The sequence below is a fragment of the Streptomyces brevispora genome (assembly GCF_007829885.1).
GTDB classification, from domain to species: domain Bacteria; phylum Actinomycetota; class Actinomycetes; order Streptomycetales; family Streptomycetaceae; genus Streptomyces; species Streptomyces brevispora.
The window spans coordinates 5,013,626-5,029,943 of record NZ_VIWW01000001.1 but is presented as its reverse complement, the minus strand read 5'-3'; the positions used below and the strand labels follow the sequence as shown (position 1 = coordinate 5,029,943).

Genomic DNA, 16,318 nt, shown 5'->3' with positions numbered 1-16,318 from the left:
GCCTGTCACACCGCGCCGGCACCGGTCAGCGCACGGACCTCGGTCTCCGCGTGCTTGGCCACGTCCGGCGGCTCCTGCGAGGTGACCGTGCCGATCCAGCCGGCCAGGAATCCCAGCGGGATGGAGACCAGGCCGGGGTTCTCCAGCGGGAAGAACTGGAAGTCCACGCCGGGGAAGAGCGAGGTGGCGCTGCCGGAGACCACCGGCGAGATCAGGACGAGGAGCACGGCAGGGATCAGCCCTCCGTAGACCGACCAGACCGCCCCTCGCGTGGTGAAGTTCCGCCAGAACAGCGAGTAGAGCAGCACCGGCAGGTTCGCCGAGGCTGCGACCGCGAAGGCCAGGCCCACCAGGAACGCCACGTTCAGGTCCTGGGCGAGCAGCCCCAGCCCGATGGCGGCCACCCCGATGCCCGCTGCGGCGACCCGGGCCACGGCGACCTCGCTGTGCTGCTTGGAACCCGGACGGCGAAGCGACGCGTAGAGGTCGTGGGCGACGGACGCGGACGAGGCGAGCGTGATCCCGGCGACGACGGCAAGGATGGTCGCGAAGGCCACGGCGGCGACCACGGCGAACAGGATCGTTCCCCCGGTGGAACCCTCGCCGCCGCCGAGTACCAGGGCCAGCAGCGGAACGGCCGTGTTCCCAGCGGGATTCGACGCCCGGACGTCCGCCGAGCCGACCAGCGCCGCCGCCCCGAATCCGAGCACGATCGTCATCAGGTAGAAGCTGCCGATGAGGCCGATGGACCACACGACCGACCTGCGGGCCGCGCGGGCGGTCGGCACGGTGTAGAAGCGCGAGAGGATGTGCGGCAGTCCGGCCGTGCCGAGTACCAGGGCCAGTCCCAAGCTGATGAAGTCGATGCGCGCCGTCCAGCTACCGCCGTACCGGAGACCGGGCGAGAGGAACTTCCTGCCGTACCCGCTGCGGTCGGCGGCGGAGTTGAGCAACTCGTTGACATTGCCGTGGAAATGGACGAGGACGAGCACGGTGAGAAGGATCGTGCCCGCCATCAGCAGGACGGCCTTCACGATCTGGATCCAGGTGGTGGCGCGCATGCCACCGAGCGACACGTAGATCACCATGAGCGCCCCGACACCGATGACCGTCCAGGACCGGGCAGCGCCGCTCGTCCCGCCGAGGAGCAGGGCCACCAGACTGCCCGCGCCCACCATCTGCGCCACCAGGTAGAGCACGGAGACCGTGACGGAGGACGTCCCCGCCGCGATCCGGACCGGGCGCTCCGCCATCCGCGCCGCCACCACATCGGCGAGAGTGAACCGCCCACAGTTACGTACGAGTTCCGCGACGAGCAGCAGCACGACGAGCCAGGCGACCAGGAAGCCGACCGAGTAGAGCATGCCGTCGTAACCGAAGAGTGCGATCAGTCCGGAGATGCCGAGGAAGGACGCGGCCGACATGTAGTCGCCCGCGATGGCGAAACCGTTCTCCATGGGCGAGAACAGCCGGCCACCGGCGTAGAACTCCTCGGCCGAGCCGTGCCGGTTGCGGCTCGCCCAGGTGGTGATGCCGAGGGTCACGGCGATGAAGACACTGAACAGCAGGAGCGCCAGGGCCTGGTGATTCACGCTCAACGCCCGAACCCCCGTGTCATCTCCTGTGTCTCCCAGCGCAGATCGAGCGCCGCCCGGTCCCTGCGCAGCCGCGCGTGCCGCGCGTACGCACCGGTGAGCAGGAACGTCGTGAGGAACTGACCGAGTCCCGCGACCATGGCGACGTTGACCGCCCCGGCCACCGGTCTGGCCATCAGGTCGGGCGCGGTGACCGCCAGGACCACATAGGCGAGGTACCAGGCGAAGAAGGCGAGGGTGGCGGGGACGACGAAGCGCCGGTACCGGCGCCGCACTTCCTGGAAGGCATCGCTGCGCTGCACCTCCAGATAGATGTCCGCTGCGCTGTGGCCGCGCTGCGGCGCCATGGAATCGGGCGTCCCGGCGGGTGCGAAGCTTCCCGTACCGTCCGGCTCCCCCCATCCGGAGGCCAGCGCGTCGTACCACGGGTCGTCGACTCGCATCACTGCGAAATCGCGCCCTGCTTCCTTCTCCACCGAACAACTCCCCTTGTCCACGGACCCCTTCGGCCGCGTACCCAAGAATGGGCAGATCGGGAAGATCCCGGGCACTTCATTCGCGAGACTTCACCTCATCAGGTGAAGGATGACCCGGGCGGCTGTGCGAGCCCTCGAACGTACGCATAGCGAACCGCCTGGGCCCGGTCGCGGAACCCCGCCCCCGGAACTCCCCCGCAGGCTCTCTCTCGATCAGCAGCCGGGCCGCCTCCAGGTGCACCAACTGCGCGGAGAGACTGTGCGCGAGCACGTCGTGGATCTCCCGGGCGATCCTGGACCGCTCGTCCAGAGCGGCCGTTTCGGCCTCCGCCACCCGCGCGGCCCGCTCCTGTGCGAGAAGACGCCGCGCACTCCCGCGGGCCTCGGCGTCCAGGCGGAGCACGTAGCCCGCGAGGCAGAGCCCCGCCGTGGTCACGGCCGTGGCCGGCCAGTTGCCGGTGTTCACAGCGGCGTACGCGCCCAGCGCCACTGCCGTGGACGGGACTCCCGCCGCAAGCGGCAGCCGTTCCAGAGCGGTGACCGCGCAACGGCACCAGAGCACCACCGCGGGAACCGTGGCCCCGGCCTGCTGCGCGCCGAACGCCGCCAGCATCAGCAGGGCGAGCGCTCCGAGCGACGGCCCCAGGCGGTTCTCCAGGCTGGCCCGGAAGAAGGCCACCGCGAGCACGGCGCAGCCGAGCACCCCGATCAGGCCGACCCCGATCTCCCAGGGGCCGAAGAGCCCGCCCGTGAAGGTGCCCCAGAGCATCAGGGCCAGCAGCCCGGCCCGCATGCACCATGCGATGGCGATCCGCGAGCGGGTGCGCTTCTCCCGCGAGAGGGCCTCCCGCGAAGGCCAGCTCGTCCACGCAGCGGGTGTCACACGCGGTCCTTCCACGCCTGCCGGAACGGCGCGCCGTCAGCGGGACCGCCGAACGACGCCGGTATCTCCGCGGCCCGCCGGGCCAGGACCCCGCTGCGCACCAGCAGCGTCACGGCGAGAGCCATCATCAGTGCGGGGCTGCCCTGATGTATGCCCAGCACCGCGGCCACCCCGTAGAGGGCCGCCCGCAGCGCCAGGCCCGCGATCCAGACGTAGACGGTGCCCCTGGTCCCCTCGCTCCAGAGGGCGCCGTCCTCCGCGCGCCAGAGCCGGGCCGTCCATCCCCAGGCGGCGCCCGTGACCAGCCCCACGATCAGCTCGGCGCCCAGGACGACGACGGAGAGTGTCTCGTGACGCGGGTCCAGGAGACCGGGCTCCCGCAGCGCCATGACGAGCAGGACGCCCGGCAGGAGCCACCAGCGCCGGTCGCCGGAGATCCGTCGCGCCGAGCACTGGCGGACCACTACGAGCGCGACAACCGCGACGATCACCAGGACATTGACGATCCCGGACATGAATGCCTCCGAATAGCGGGAAGTTCGGGAAGTTCTGCAACTCCGACGCTACGGAAACGACAAGATCAGGGGATCGGCTCAGGGGTTGAACGTGGGTGGAGCCGTTGTCTCCACCCGGGGGTGGAGACAACGGCTCCTGTGTCGTGCGGACGGGACGGATTCGGTGGCCTCACCGGTGCGGAGCTCCGGCGAGGCCAGGACTCAGACGTCGATGCGCGAGCGGTCCAGCGTGGCGGCCGAGCTGGTGATGAATTCCTTGCGGGGCGCCACTTCGTTGCCCATCAGCAGATCGAAGACCTGCTCGGACGATTCCAGATCGCCGATGTTGATCCGCCGCAGGGTGCGGAAGCGCGGGTCCATCGTGGTCTCCGCCAACTGGTCGGCGTCCATCTCGCCCAGACCCTTGTAGCGCTGGATCGAGTCCTTGTACCGGACGTTCTTGCGCTGGAGCTCCAGCAGCCGCTGGCGCAGCTCGTTGTCCGAGTACGTGTAGATGTACTTGTCCTGGCCCTTCTTCGGCTGGACGAGCTCGATCCGGTGCAGTGGGGGCACCGCCGCGAAGACCCGCCCCGCCTCGACCATGGGCCGCATGTACCGCTGGAAGAGTGTCAGCAGCAGGATGCGGATGTGGGCGCCGTCCACATCGGCGTCCACCAGCAGAACGATCTTGCCGTAGCGGGCGGCGTCGATGTCGAAGGTCCGCCCGGACCCTGCTCCTATGACCTGGATGATCGCACCGCACTCGGCGTTCTTCAGCATGTCGGAGACGGATGCCTTCTGAACGTTGAGGATCTTGCCGCGGATCGGCAGCAGGGCCTGGAACTCGCTGTTCCGGGCCAGTTTGGCCGTGCCGAGCGCGGAGTCGCCCTCCACGATGAACAGCTCGCTGCGCTCCACGTCGTCGCTGCGGCAGTCGGCGAGCTTCGCAGGCAGCGAGGAGGACTCCAGAGCCGTCTTGCGGCGCTGCGCGTCCTTGTGCTGGCGGGCCGCGATCCTGGTCCGGGCCGCTGCCACCGCCTTCTCCAGGACCGCCCTGGCCTGGGCCTTCGCATCCCGCTTGGTCGAGGTCAGGTACGCCTTGAGCTCCTTGGCCACGACATTGGCGACGATGCGGTTGGCCGCGGAGGTGCCGAGCACCTCCTTGGTCTGGCCCTCGAACTGCGGCTCCGCCAGCCGCACGGTGACGACCGCGGTGAGGCCTTCCAGGGCGTCGTCCTTGACGATGTCGTCCTCCGCGACGCGGAGCATCTTCGCGGAGCGGAGCACCTCGTTGACCGTCTTGGTCACGGAGCGTTCGAACCCGGACACGTGGGTGCCGCCCTTGGGGGTGGCGATGATGTTGACGAAGGACTTCAGGTTGGTGTCGTACCCGGTGCCCCAGCGCATGGCGATGTCGACGACCAGTTCCCGGGTGACCTCGGTCGCCGTCATGTGTCCGCGCTCGTCGAGTACGGGCACGGTTTCCTTGAAGGTGCCCTGGCCGGTCAGGCGCAGGACGTCGCAGACGGCCTTGTCCTGCGCGAGGTACTCGCAGAATTCGCTGATCCCGCCGTCGAAGCGGAAGGTCTCCTCGGTCTTGCCCTCGCCGTTCAGACCCCGCTCGTCGCGCACGACGATGGTGAGGCCGGGGACGAGGAAGGCCGTCTGGCGCGCCCGCTGGTACAGGGTGTCCAGATTGAGCTTGGCGTCCTTGAGGAAGATCTGCCGGTCGGCCCAGAACCGCACCCTCGTACCGGTGCGCGCCTTCGGAACCCGCTTGCCCTTGCGAAGGCCGTTGGCCGGGTCGAAGGGGCTGTCCGGTCCCTGCTCGGTGAACATGCCCGGAACCCCGCGCCGGAAGCTGATCGAGTGGGTCGCGCCGTTGCGGTCGACCTCCACGTCGAGCCGGGCGGAGAGTGCGTTGACCACGGAGGCGCCCACACCGTGGAGACCGCCGGAGGCGGCGTACGAGCCACCGCCGAACTTGCCTCCGGCATGCAGCTTGGTCATCACGACCTCGACGCCGGACAGGCCGGTCTTGGGCTCCACGTCGACAGGGATGCCCCGGCCGTTGTCGCGGACCTCGACGGAGTTGTCGTCGTGGAGGATGACCTCGATGTGGTCGCAGTAGTCGCCGAGAGCCTCGTCGACGGAATTGTCGATGATCTCCCAGAGGCAGTGCATGAGGCCGCGGCTGTCGGTGGACCCGATGTACATCCCGGGGCGCTTGCGAACCGCTTCGAGCCCCTCGAGTACGAGCAGATGCCGCGCGGTGTAGTTGGAACCGTCTCGGTCTGCTCCGGTCAGCAGCGCAGTGGACGGCACGGACGTATCGGCGGTCACGCGGTTCGCTCCTCGCTGAATTTCATTTGGGGCCCAGTGGGTAACGGGCTCGGCTTCGGTCGCCGCTGAGAGGGTACCGAGGCCTGGTAGAGCGGGTGTAACGCCACCCTCGGAGAACCCTCACACTAGTCCAGCCTCGCATACACGTTCGATCTCCTGTCGGAGTGACGTGCACATCACGTTCCCTTCCAGGCATGAACCATTTAGGCTCCGGGCACGTCCTCATCAACAAGCCGGCAAGCCAGCCGGTCGGACGGACCGACCAAGACAAGCAACGCGAAACCGTAGCGCCACGCAATACGGCACATTCGCCGCGAACCGGCAACAGACAGCCATCTTGAGAAGAAATTTCGAAGAAAAGCCACGAGCGGGAACGTTTTCGGCCTGGTTGGATGTTGACCCTGGTACGACAGCTCGTCGAGCTAGAGAAGAGGCGACGTGACTACTGTTCTGACCCCCGCGAGCCCGCTGACCGCAGCAGACCGCTGTGACCGTTGCGGCGCCCAGGCCTACCTGCGCGTCGTCCTGATCAGTGGCGGTGAACTGCTCTTCTGCGCCCACCACGGTCGCAAGTTCGAGCCGGAACTCAAGAAGATCGCCGCGGAAATACAGGATGAGACGGACCGACTGACGGCCGTGCAGGCCCAAGCCGCCGAAGAGGAACAACACTGACACCTCACATCCACGACGAGCCAGGGCCCGGTCCCGGACCGACCGACGGGCGACTCCCTCCGTAAAGAGGGGGCCGCCCGTTCTCGTACCTGGAGCCGGAGACGGTCAGCCGGCGACCGCCATCCACCCGATGGCGGCGGAAATCCGCGTATAGACCCCCGGACTCCCCGCCCTGCCGCAGCCGCTTCCCCAGGACACCAGCCCGATAAGCCGCCCATGGGCCACCAGAGGCCCTCCGCTATCCCCCTGGCATGCGTCGTACCCGCCCTGCAGTTCGCCCGCGCAGAGCATCGCCGAGGCCTCGTACGTGCCGTTCCTGCCGCCCGGGTAGGCCCGCTCGCACGCACTGTTCGGCAGAACACTCACTTTCGCGGACCGCAGTGACGACACGTAGTCGCCGTTACCCGTCGTGTCCCCCCACCCGTAGACGACGGCAGCGGTACCGGACCGGTACCCGGCGTCACCGGCTTCGGCCATCGGGATCACGCTCTGCGTGGGCAACGCTTCGGCGAGGGTCAGCACCGCGACGTCCCCGCTGTTGGTCGTGACGTCGAAGCCGGGGTTGACCCACGTCCCGCTCACCGCGATCTCCTTGCCGCCGGAACCGTTCAGCTCGTCCCGGCCGGAGATGACCCGCAGATCGCGGATCTGGCTGACATCGGCACCGAGCGCCTCCTCGCTGAGGCAGTGCGCGGCCGTCAGCACCCTCTTCGGCCCCACCGCCACGGCGCCGCAGAACTGGCCGGCGCGAGTGCTTCCGAACCGGTCACGACTGGAGAGCGCCACCACCCACGGACTGTCATTGACATGTGCGGGCTGGCCCCCGATGACGATGCTGTCCGCGACTGCCGAAGCGGGGGACGCGAGCGGCATCACGGCCGCGGCGGCAGTGAGGGCGAGCGCCCCGGTCATGACACGGACGACGGTACGGGACATACGTACTCCTGACTCTGTGATGGACCATGCCCACCCAGAGTCATTCCGCCGCCGCCGATCCGCACCCCCACATAGGCCGAGGACCCGGCATCCCCATGGGATCCGGGCCCTCGTTGCGTGTGCTCCCGCGACCTAGTCGAGGTAGTCGCGCAGTACCTGCGAACGCGACGGGTGGCGCAGCTTCGACATGGTCTTGGACTCGATCTGGCGAATCCGCTCACGCGTCACGCCGTAGACCTTGCCGATCTCGTCCAGCGTCTTGGGCTGTCCGTCGGTGAGACCGAAGCGCATGGAGACCACGCCGGCCTCACGCTCGGAAAGGGTGTCGAGCACCGAGTGCAGCTGCTCCTGAAGGAGGGTGAAGCTGACCGCATCGGCCGGGACGACCGCCTCGGAGTCCTCGATCAGGTCACCGAACTCGCTGTCTCCGTCCTCACCCAGCGGGGTGTGCAGGGAGATCGGCTCGCGGCCGTACTTCTGGACCTCGATGACCTTCTCGGGGGTCATGTCGAGTTCCTTGGCCAGCTCCTCCGGGGTGGGCTCGCGGCCCAGGTCCTGGAGCATCTGGCGCTGCACTCGCGCGAGCTTGTTGATGACCTCGACCATGTGCACCGGAATACGGATGGTGCGGGCCTGGTCGGCCATGGCGCGGGTGATCGCCTGACGGATCCACCAGGTGGCATACGTGGAGAACTTGTAGCCCTTGGTGTAGTCGAACTTCTCGACCGCGCGGATCAGACCGAGGTTGCCCTCCTGGATCAGGTCCAGGAAGAGCATGCCGCGGCCGGTGTACCGCTTGGCCAGCGAGACCACGAGACGGAGGTTGGCCTCCAGCAGGTGGTTCTTGGCGCGGCGGCCGTCCTCGGCGATGATCTCCAGCTCGCGCTTGAGCTTCGGCGCGAGCTTGTCGGAGTTCGCCAGCTTGTCCTCGGCGAACAGGCCCGCCTCGATGCGCTTGGCGAGCTCGACCTCCTGCTCGGCGTTGAGGAGCGGGACCTTGCCGATCTGCTTCAGGTAGTCCTTGACCGGGTCAGCCGTGGCCCCGGCGACGGCGACCTGCTGCGCAGGCGCGTCGTCCTCGTCCTCGTCGGAGAGGACGAAGCCCTTGTTCTCGCCCTCGCTCTCCTCTTCCTCACCCTTGCCGGCCTTGACTTCCTCGGCCGCGTCGTCGCCGTCGAGGGCTTCGTCGTCCTGCTTGCCGGCCTTCTTCGCCGCAGTCTTCTTGGCCGCCGTCTTCTTCACGGCGGTCTTCTTGGCAGCCGTCTTCTTGGCTGCCGCCTTCTTCGCAGGGGCGGCCGCGGCGGCGTCATCCGCCACCACGTCCACGGCCTCGGACGACGAGGCGGCGGTGGCCGCGACGGTACGCGTCACGGTCGTCTTGGCCGCGACGGTCTTGGTGGCGGTGCGCTTGACCGGGCTCTTCGCTGCGACGCTCTTGCGGGCGCGCTTGGACGGCTCCGCGGCACTGACCATCAGCGTCACACCCTCTTCCTCGAGGATCTGGTTGAGGCTGCGCAGAACGTTCTTCCACTGGGTTGGCGGAATCTGGTCAGCCTCGAAGGCCCGACGCACGTCATCGCCGGCGATCTGCCCATCAGCCTTTCCCCGCTCGATGAGCGCCATCACAGATTCGGACTCGGCGATCTCCGGCGGGAGCGTACGGGATGTGCTGGCCGACACGAACAACCTCTCGGAACGATGGAAACGGCTTCCGGCCCGGCCCCTGAGAGGGCTGAACCGACGACCGTCGGCTGGGAATGTGCCGACGGCGCGGGCTATGCCTCAGAACTGCACAGCGCACTCAATGGCTGCTGTATTCCTTCCGCGGCGGTCACCTCTTAAGTCATCGCGCTGCTTCGAGGAGTGTTACGCCCAATCCGCGTGGCCCGAGTCACACCTCATTTCCGACGAACGCGACGAGGGACGACATCTCCCCACAATTGTGCCGCCGGACCCCGAGGGCCCGACGACACATGGCTCGCACGCCCCGACTGTGTCGCGCTCAGTGCTCGCGCGGCGCCGGCACCACTCGGTCCACCTCGCGCTCGACCTCTCGCTCCACCTCGACGTGGACCACGAGCAGCTGGCGCATGGCCGCCTCGGCGCCCGCGGAGTCGCCGGACGCGAGGGCCTCGACGATCCGCACGTGGTGGCCGAGCGACGCCTCGCTGGGGCGGTCACAACCGGTCACCGGGCCGCCGGAGACATGCAGGGCGGCGGAGACGATGCCGGAGAGGTGCTCCAGCATGCGGTTGCCCGCGGCCTGGATGAGCAGGGCATGGAACTCCGCGTCGGCCCGGGCACAGGTGATCGCGTCGCCCTGCCCGAGCGCATGCCCCATGATCTCGACCATGTCGGCGAGACGCTGCTGAAGATCCTCACGGCCATGCCCCGCGGCCAGGCTCGCGGCGAGCGGCTCGATCGTCCACCGGAGCTGACTCAGCTCGCGACGCTGGTCGTCGCGCTGCGGGCCGAAGGCACGCCATTCGATGATGTCGGGGTCGAGCAGATTCCAGTCGCTGACGGGCCTGACCCTGGTACCCACATTGGGCCGGGCACTGACCAGCCCCTTCGCCTCCAGCACGCGCAACGACTCCCGCACGACGGTGCGGGAGACCTCGAAACGCTGACCGATCTCCTCCGGCACCAAGGGGCGGTCCGCGCCCAGGTCGCCGGAAACGATCATCTGTCCCAGCTGCTGAACAAGTTGTCCGTGCAGGCCTCGGCCACGGCTGGCCGATCCCCGTCGGCCCACCCTGCCCAGCTCGTTGTCGGGACCGTTCCAGGAACGAATGGCGGCACGCTCGCCGGCCGGCGCCTCCGCATAGGTGTAACGGTCGAGTTCGCCCGGGCCGGAGTCGGCGGCGCGGGCGGCGGTCATCATGGTGTGCGCAAGGGTACTCACGCATCCTTTGTCGGCGCGGCTCAGCCGCCCCTTGAGGTCTTTGGTGAAAAGCACACGAAAGGGTGATCGGCACCTGCTTCCCAATTGACGCCTTATTTGCACAAAACGGGCAACGCAAGCGGAGTTGTGGGGCATACGGCACTCCGGCGCCGTCCGGCGATCACCAACGCACCCTGCCGCGAAGGCTGGTGAACAGATACGCGCAGATGAGGACCGACAACGACAGGGTCAATGCGGTCCCCACCGGATGTGCCACGACCCGCATCGCGGCCAGCAGCCACCGGTCCGTCTCATGCGGCCACTGGAGCCAGGCCAGGTCCCGCAGCCGGCCCGGAAGTCCGGTCACCGAACGGGCGGTCGACGCCTTCGGCATCCTCTGGACGAGCGGAACCATCAGCACCGGAACCGCGAGCACAGCGGCCACCCCCGCCGCCGTCACCCGGAAGAGCCCGGCAGCCAGGAGTCCGGCCCAGGCACAGCCGACGGTCAGGCCCGACCAACTCACGGCCAGCGACATCACATTCGGCGGCATCCGGATCAAGTCACCTCCGTACACAAGGCGAAGAGACGCCGCGGAGGCCAGCACGACAAGCAGAGCGAGCAGCAGAGCGACACCCGCGGACACCGCCAGCTTGGCAAGGAGCAGCCCGAGGCGACGGGGAACGGTGCCGCGGCCGGCGGCGAGCGCGGGATAGCGGAATTCGTCACCGAAGGAGAGTGCGCCGAGCAGCCCGGCACCGAGCGCGGCGGGCGGCAGCGGGAGCAGGGGAGGCCAGGCGGCGAGCACGTTCGGCAGCGGCGTACTGCCGTTACGGGCGAGCAGGACGGAGATCCCGGCCGAGGCGACCAGGGCGACGGCCATGATCAGGGCCGTGGTCCTGACCCCGAAGAGACGGCGCAGTTCATAACGCACCGGACGCAGCGGACCGCGGGCGGCACGCCGCCTGATCGGCGGTGGAAGATCCGGCCCGGCGGCGTTCGCGGCGGGCCGCGGAACGGCACCGGAGCCGCCGCCCCCGGTCGCGTCGGCCTCACGCCCGTCGCCCCTGGTCGCGGCAGGGGCAGCTCCGGAATCCGCGCGCTCGGCGACCGGGCCGGTGTCACCGATCTCGCCGATCTCGTCGGCGAGCTGGTGCACGGGAAGCCCGTGCCGGAATGCCGTGTCGCCGATCTCCGCACAACTGCTGCCGTAGACGGAGAGACGGCTGCCGCTCGCCTCGGTGACGACCTCGACGGAGCGCCGGGCCGCCCGCGCCTCGCGGCTGACGACTGCGGCAAGACGGGCGGCGTGCGGGGAACGGACCGCGACACGGGGCCGGAGCCGGGTGCGTGAGAAGTCGGCTACGCCCTGGTCCGCGACAAGCCGTCCGCCGTCGATGGACACCACATGGCCCGCCGACCGCGCGGCCTCCTTGGGGTCGCTGGTGGTGTACAGAACGGCGCCGCCCCCGGCTGCGTGGGACCGCAGCATCCCATGCAGCCAGGCGGCCTCCCGCGGGGCGAGGCCTTTCGTGGGTTCGTCGAGAATGAGCGTGTACGGGTCGCCGAGCAGCGCGGAGGCGAGGGCCAGCCTGCGCTCCATGCCGAGGGAGAGCGAGCCGATGCGTTGATCCCCCAGCCCGGCGAGGCCGACCGTGTCGAGCAGTTCGTCGGCCCTGGATGCCGGTACACCCGCCGCGGCGCAGAGCATGCGGAGCTGCCCTCGGACGGTGCGGACCGGGTGGCCCTGCACGTCTCCGAGCAGCACTCCCACTTCGCGGGCAGGCTGTTCCACGCGGTGCAGCGCTCTGCCTCGGAAGTAGGTGACCCCCCGGCCCGGCTCAAGTTCGAGCATCAGCCGCAGGGCTGCGGTCTTGCCCGAGCCCGGTGCGCCCAGCAGGGCGGTGACGCAACCGGAGCCGGCTTCGAACGTGAGGTCGTCCACGGCGGGCGAAAGTCCGCGGTGGCGGGCGCTGGTGAGTCCGATGGCCTGGAGCATCGCTTCTCTCGCAGGAGGTGAGACCGCTCGACGGCAGTGGGTACGCAGCAAGATAACCCGACATATCCGACTTTTCGCGCAACGCTGCATCTGCGGCGCTCCGGCTCCCGGCGGCTGTCGCATCCGGCGGACGGACACGCATCCGGTGTACGGCACTACCTCTGGAGCAGGATCAGACCTCGGGCCGGAGCATCGGCGGGTTGAGCACGGTGGCCGCGCCGGACCGGAAGAGCTGGGCGGGACGGCCACCCTGCCTGGTGGTCGTCCCACCGGAAGGCACCAGGAAGCCGGGGGTACCCGTCACCTTGCGGTGAAAGTTCCTCGGGTCGAGCACCACGCCCCAGACCGCTTCGTACACCCTGCGCAGTTCCCCGACCGTGAATGCCGGTGGGCAGAAGGCGGTGGCCAGCGAGGAGTACTCGATCTTGGAGCGGGCCCGCTCCACACCGTCGGCGAGGATCTGTGCGTGGTCGAAGGCCAGCGGCGCCCTGTGTTCGCCGTCGCGGCCGTATCCGCCCTCGGGTCCTAGCAGATCCTCGACAGGTGCCCAGCGCGCGCTGTTCGCGTCTCCGCCCGCCCGGGGAGCCGGAAGATCAGGGGCCAGCGCGAGGTGGGCGACGCTGACGACCCTCATCCGCGGGTCGCGTCCGGGATCCCCGTACGTGGCGAGCTGTTCGAGATGAGCGCCGTTCCCGACGGCCGGGGCCGCCGTGTCGTGCGCGGACAGACCCGTCTCCTCGACGAGCTCACGGGCCGCGGCGGCACCGAGGTCCTCATCTGCTTTGACGAAGCCGCCGGGCAGTGCCCACCTGCCCTGGAACGGCGACTCACCTCGGCGCACCACCAACGCGCAGAGCGCGTGACGGCGCACCGTGAGCACGACCAGGTCGACGGTGACAGCGAAGGGCGGAAAGGTCGACGGGTCGTAGGGCGGCATGCCGTGATCATAGTCGTCTGCCTGACGATAAACACTCCTTTCGTCGTGCTCTCCGTACGTTCCGACACCGGCCGGGGCCCACCTCGACCGCACACCGCCCCGCGCTCCGGGGCCCCGGCCACCGACACCCCGGATTCATTCACCGCATCACTGCATCACTGCATCACTGCACCGCTCCTGCTACCGCCGCCTTCGACCGTGCGGAGCGGCTCGGGAGCCCCGGCCCGGTACTCGCCGTGCCCCGTCCCATGACCCCGCACCATCAACGTACGGGGCCCAAGACCCCGTACCGCACCGGCTGTCATCGGCGGGTCCTGGTCCCTCGACGGCCCTGGGCCCGCGGCTGTTCGGCGCGGCGCCGGCCGGTCGCCGTTGCGGGCCTGGTGGGTGCCGGCCGCGCCCCGCGCCGTCCGGCTGACTGGGCCCGTACGGAACGGGCCCCCGCGACCCGTCCCGTACGGTGGCCGCGCCGCACCGTCCGTGTGGTGCGCTCACCACGCAGGCAGCGGCGCAGCGTCTCCGGGTCAAGGCCCTGGTTGCACGCCTCGTGCAGGAGCTGGGCGAAGGTGTATCCGGGGTCCAGCCGCAGGGCGAGGCCCAGCGCCACCCGTGCGGCCGGTTCGTCACCCGTGGACCATGCGACCCAGCCCGCCAGCGTGAGCGGGGCCGCCGCGTGTTCCTCGTACGGCGCGACGCAACGGCGTGCCAGCGCCCGCCACAGGCGCAGGGCGGACTCCGCCTCGGGGCCTTCCATCCATTCCGCGGCCTTGTCGCGGGTCTCCCGGTCCTGGAGGCCGAGAATGACCGCGGCGGCCTCCTCATGACTGATCAGCCGGTCGTCGTTGTGGTCGGACAGCGAGGGCATCGCCGCCGGCATCTCCACGAGTCGTTTCATGAGCCGCCGAGCGAGCTTCAGGGTTGAGCCGCCGACCTCCCTGCGGCCTTCCTCGTCGAGGAGTTTCGGCAGCAGCGTGGCCCCTGCCGAGTCGAGCGCCTGCTGCTGCTCCGTACCCGCCGTGGTCGCCTGGGGTGCCAGCCTCGATTCCATCTCACGCAGCGATCCGCGTACTTGAATGCCCGCGTAGGTCGCGGCCGCCGCCATGACCGAGGTACCGGGAATGGCCAGCGGATTGCCATCGGCCGGGCAGCACCGGACGTCGGGGCAGCAATAGGACCAGTAGCGGTTGTCGGAGATGCAGAGTGCTTCGAGTACGGGCACGTCCAATGCGCCGCAGGCGGTGCGCAGGCGCTGAGCGAAGGGCCGCAGACGCTCCATGGTCTGGTTGCCGGTCTCTCCCTCGGCCGGGTCCTGGCAGAGGAAGATGACGATCGCGTCGGGGCGGCTGCCACGCCGCTCGCTGCCGGTGATCAGGCACTCGGCGAGTTGCTCGGCAACCGACGGCCATTCCTGCGCGGATTGCGGAATGCCGAGCCGGAGCCGCCCGCCGAAGCGGCCCCGGCCCCCGTGCAGGGCGACCATGACCACGCTGTCGTTCGGATGGAATCCCATGAGATACGGGAGGGCGTCAGCCAGCTCGGCGGGGCCTCGCAGGGTGATCTGCTGCTCGTCGGACGGGCCGGTGGATTCGTGGTGCTTGTTCATGGCATGACCGTCTCGCGCCGGGCAAGAATCCGCGACCCCCTGTGGATAAGTTATCCACAGGGGGTCGCGCGGTCGTTCGCGCTTTGTCGTACCCATCGGGTTGCATGGGGGCATGACCAACGCAGGCCGCGCAGAGCTCAGGGCTTCGGCCGACTCCGTACTGGCCCGACTTGTCGGGAGCGCCTCCGGCACCGCCCGGCTGCGCGAGGACCAGTGGCGGGCCGTCGAGGCGCTGGTCGCCGACAAGCTCAGAGCGCTGGTCGTCCAGCGGACCGGCTGGGGCAGGTCAGCCGTGCATTTCGTGGCCTCCTCGCTCCTGCGTGCGCAGGGCAGCGGGCCGACCGTCATCGTCTCGCCCCTGCTGGCACTGATGCGTCCCCAGGTCGCGGCCGCCGCCCGGGCCGGGATCAGCGCCCGCACGATCAATTCGACCAACACCGAGGAGTGGGACACCGTCCAGGCCGAGGTCGCCGCTGGGGAGGTGGATGTGCTGCTGGTCAGCCCCGACGGGCTACATCACCGGGGTGGCCTTCGGACTCCAGGATGGTCAGCGGCTGCATCAGGCACTGCATCTGAAGGTTCGGAGCGCCCGGCCCGGGCAGTTGCGTACCTTCCGCACTCGCCAGCGCATCCATCGCCTGCTCCCAGAAGCCGGACTCACGCCAGCGGGTCCAGTAGGTCTGCAGCGCGGCGCGTCGGCCGAACAACGTCGGAACGTCCTTCCATGGCGTGTCCGTCCGGACCTTGTGAAGGATCCCGCGCATCACCAACCGCGGGTCCAGGCCTCGCGACTTGTACGTGGTCAGAGGAGCGATCTCCCCCCACGCCTCGTCCGTGAGGATCGGGACAATGCGGCCCCTCTCCCGGAACCAAGCAGCCAGCGCGCACGGCTGCCCCGTCCGCCCTTGGGGGGCGTCGCCCACGATGGTGACCACCACGTTCAGCATGTCCATGAACTCGGCCTGGCGGTCAAGCGGAAGGCTGTTCAGCCGAAGGTGGGCCCTCTCGGCAAGCTCGACGAGCTGAGCCGCCCGCTCCCCCGCCGCTGCGGACTCCGCCTGCCAGGAGGCCACTTCTTCCCTGGACTCGCGCAGGCTGTCGAGTTCGGCCTGAAGAGGCGCAATGGCCTTCTCCAGTTCCTTCTCAGCCTCCTTCCTCGGCAGCTTGCGGGCAGCCACCCTCTTGGACGCCACACTGAGCGTGAGAGCGATGGCCTGTTCCTGGGTCTCGATCAACTGGTCCAGGTCGGCGAGGCGCTCCTCAGAGTTGATGCGCTGGCCAGCCGTGATGCCAATCCAGTGAGCCCTTTCCAACCTCAGGTTGAGGCGTGGTGAAGGACGACGACGGCCTTCACGATGTTGGTGATCCGGTTGGTGCTGCAGCGGAGCTTGCGTAGCAGGCGCCAGCCCTTCAGGACGGCCATGGCCTGCTCGCCGAGGCACCGGATTTTGGCATGGGTGCTGTTGTGCCGTCGCCGGTGCCGCACCCCGCGGGTC

The 16,318-nt window shown here is 69.1% G+C and carries 12 protein-coding genes and 3 pseudogenes; 2 read left to right on the top strand and 13 right to left on the bottom strand.

Annotation, left to right across the window (positions count from 1 at the left end; genetic code table 11):
* Nucleotides 1-5: 5 nt before the first annotated feature.
* The 5 genes and pseudogenes from FHX80_RS23325 to FHX80_RS23305 form a co-directional block, all read right to left on the bottom strand.
* Complete coding sequence (locus FHX80_RS23325) at nucleotides 6-1,598, bottom strand: solute symporter family protein (RefSeq protein ID WP_145765987.1); 1,593 nt, start codon at nucleotides 1,596-1,598, stop codon at nucleotides 6-8.
* Nucleotides 1,595-2,038: a DUF485 domain-containing protein gene (locus FHX80_RS23320; RefSeq protein WP_145767450.1), complete on the bottom strand. Its 444-nt coding sequence runs from the start codon at nucleotides 2,036-2,038 to the stop codon at nucleotides 1,595-1,597. Before FHX80_RS23320 ends, FHX80_RS23325 begins: the two co-directional genes overlap by 4 nt.
* A 217-nt stretch (nucleotides 2,039-2,255) precedes the next feature.
* Nucleotides 2,256-2,954: pseudogene (locus FHX80_RS23315) on the bottom strand (histidine kinase); the annotation flags it as partial.
* Nucleotides 2,951-3,469 carry a DUF1453 domain-containing protein gene (locus FHX80_RS23310; RefSeq protein ID WP_145765986.1) on the bottom strand — a complete coding sequence of 173 codons (519 nt, stop codon included), beginning with the start codon at nucleotides 3,467-3,469 and terminating at the stop codon, nucleotides 2,951-2,953. The pseudogene FHX80_RS23315 and the gene FHX80_RS23310, both read right to left, overlap by 4 nt.
* Nucleotides 3,470-3,670: 201 nt before the next feature.
* The gene (locus FHX80_RS23305) at nucleotides 3,671-5,791 is read right to left on the bottom strand and encodes a DNA gyrase/topoisomerase IV subunit B (protein ID WP_145765985.1); all 2,121 of its coding nucleotides are present in this window, start codon (nucleotides 5,789-5,791) and stop codon (nucleotides 3,671-3,673) included.
* A gap of 438 nt (nucleotides 5,792-6,229) precedes the next feature.
* Here FHX80_RS23305 and FHX80_RS23300 point away from each other — a divergent pair, with 438 nt between their 5' ends.
* Nucleotides 6,230-6,463 (top strand): DUF7455 domain-containing protein, encoded by a 234-nt coding sequence (locus tag FHX80_RS23300; protein ID WP_024489001.1) that lies wholly within the window; start codon nucleotides 6,230-6,232, stop codon nucleotides 6,461-6,463.
* A gap of 105 nt (nucleotides 6,464-6,568) precedes the next feature.
* On the opposite strand, the gene FHX80_RS23295 is transcribed toward FHX80_RS23300, so the two are convergent.
* From FHX80_RS23295 to FHX80_RS23270, 6 genes are all read right to left on the bottom strand, one after another.
* Nucleotides 6,569-7,399 carry a S1 family peptidase gene (locus FHX80_RS23295; RefSeq protein ID WP_145765984.1) on the bottom strand — a complete coding sequence of 277 codons (831 nt, stop codon included), beginning with the start codon at nucleotides 7,397-7,399 and terminating at the stop codon, nucleotides 6,569-6,571.
* A 132-nt stretch (nucleotides 7,400-7,531) separates the two neighbouring features.
* Nucleotides 7,532-9,079 carry an RNA polymerase sigma factor gene (locus FHX80_RS23290; protein WP_145765983.1) on the bottom strand — a complete coding sequence of 516 codons (1,548 nt, stop codon included), beginning with the start codon at nucleotides 9,077-9,079 and terminating at the stop codon, nucleotides 7,532-7,534.
* Between the two features lie 322 nt (nucleotides 9,080-9,401).
* Nucleotides 9,402-10,304, bottom strand: coding sequence for a FadR/GntR family transcriptional regulator (locus tag FHX80_RS23285; RefSeq protein WP_208764709.1), 903 nt, complete (start codon nucleotides 10,302-10,304; stop codon nucleotides 9,402-9,404).
* A gap of 160 nt (nucleotides 10,305-10,464) precedes the next feature.
* Nucleotides 10,465-12,282 carry an ATP-binding cassette domain-containing protein gene (locus tag FHX80_RS23280; RefSeq protein ID WP_145765981.1) on the bottom strand — a complete coding sequence of 606 codons (1,818 nt, stop codon included), beginning with the start codon at nucleotides 12,280-12,282 and terminating at the stop codon, nucleotides 10,465-10,467.
* A 172-nt stretch (nucleotides 12,283-12,454) separates the two neighbouring features.
* Nucleotides 12,455-13,219 carry an NUDIX hydrolase gene (locus FHX80_RS23275; protein WP_145765980.1) on the bottom strand — a complete coding sequence of 255 codons (765 nt, stop codon included), beginning with the start codon at nucleotides 13,217-13,219 and terminating at the stop codon, nucleotides 12,455-12,457.
* Between the two features lie 301 nt (nucleotides 13,220-13,520).
* Nucleotides 13,521-14,822 (bottom strand): DUF4192 domain-containing protein, encoded by a 1,302-nt coding sequence (locus tag FHX80_RS23270; RefSeq protein WP_145765979.1) that lies wholly within the window; start codon nucleotides 14,820-14,822, stop codon nucleotides 13,521-13,523.
* A 112-nt stretch (nucleotides 14,823-14,934) separates the two neighbouring features.
* Here FHX80_RS23270 and FHX80_RS23265 point away from each other — a divergent pair.
* A pseudogene (locus FHX80_RS23265) lies at nucleotides 14,935-15,342 on the top strand (recombinase RecQ); the annotation flags it as partial.
* Here FHX80_RS23265 and FHX80_RS35875 read toward each other — a convergent pair.
* Both FHX80_RS35875 and FHX80_RS23255 read right to left on the bottom strand, forming a co-directional pair.
* Nucleotides 15,320-15,769 (bottom strand): transposase, encoded by a 450-nt coding sequence (locus tag FHX80_RS35875; RefSeq protein ID WP_244318624.1) that lies wholly within the window; start codon nucleotides 15,767-15,769, stop codon nucleotides 15,320-15,322. The pseudogene FHX80_RS23265 and the gene FHX80_RS35875 overlap by 23 nt on opposite strands.
* A gap of 368 nt (nucleotides 15,770-16,137) precedes the next feature.
* Nucleotides 16,138-16,287 (bottom strand): annotated as a pseudogene (locus FHX80_RS23255) (transposase family protein); the annotation flags it as partial.
* Between the last annotated feature and the right edge of the window lie 31 nt (nucleotides 16,288-16,318).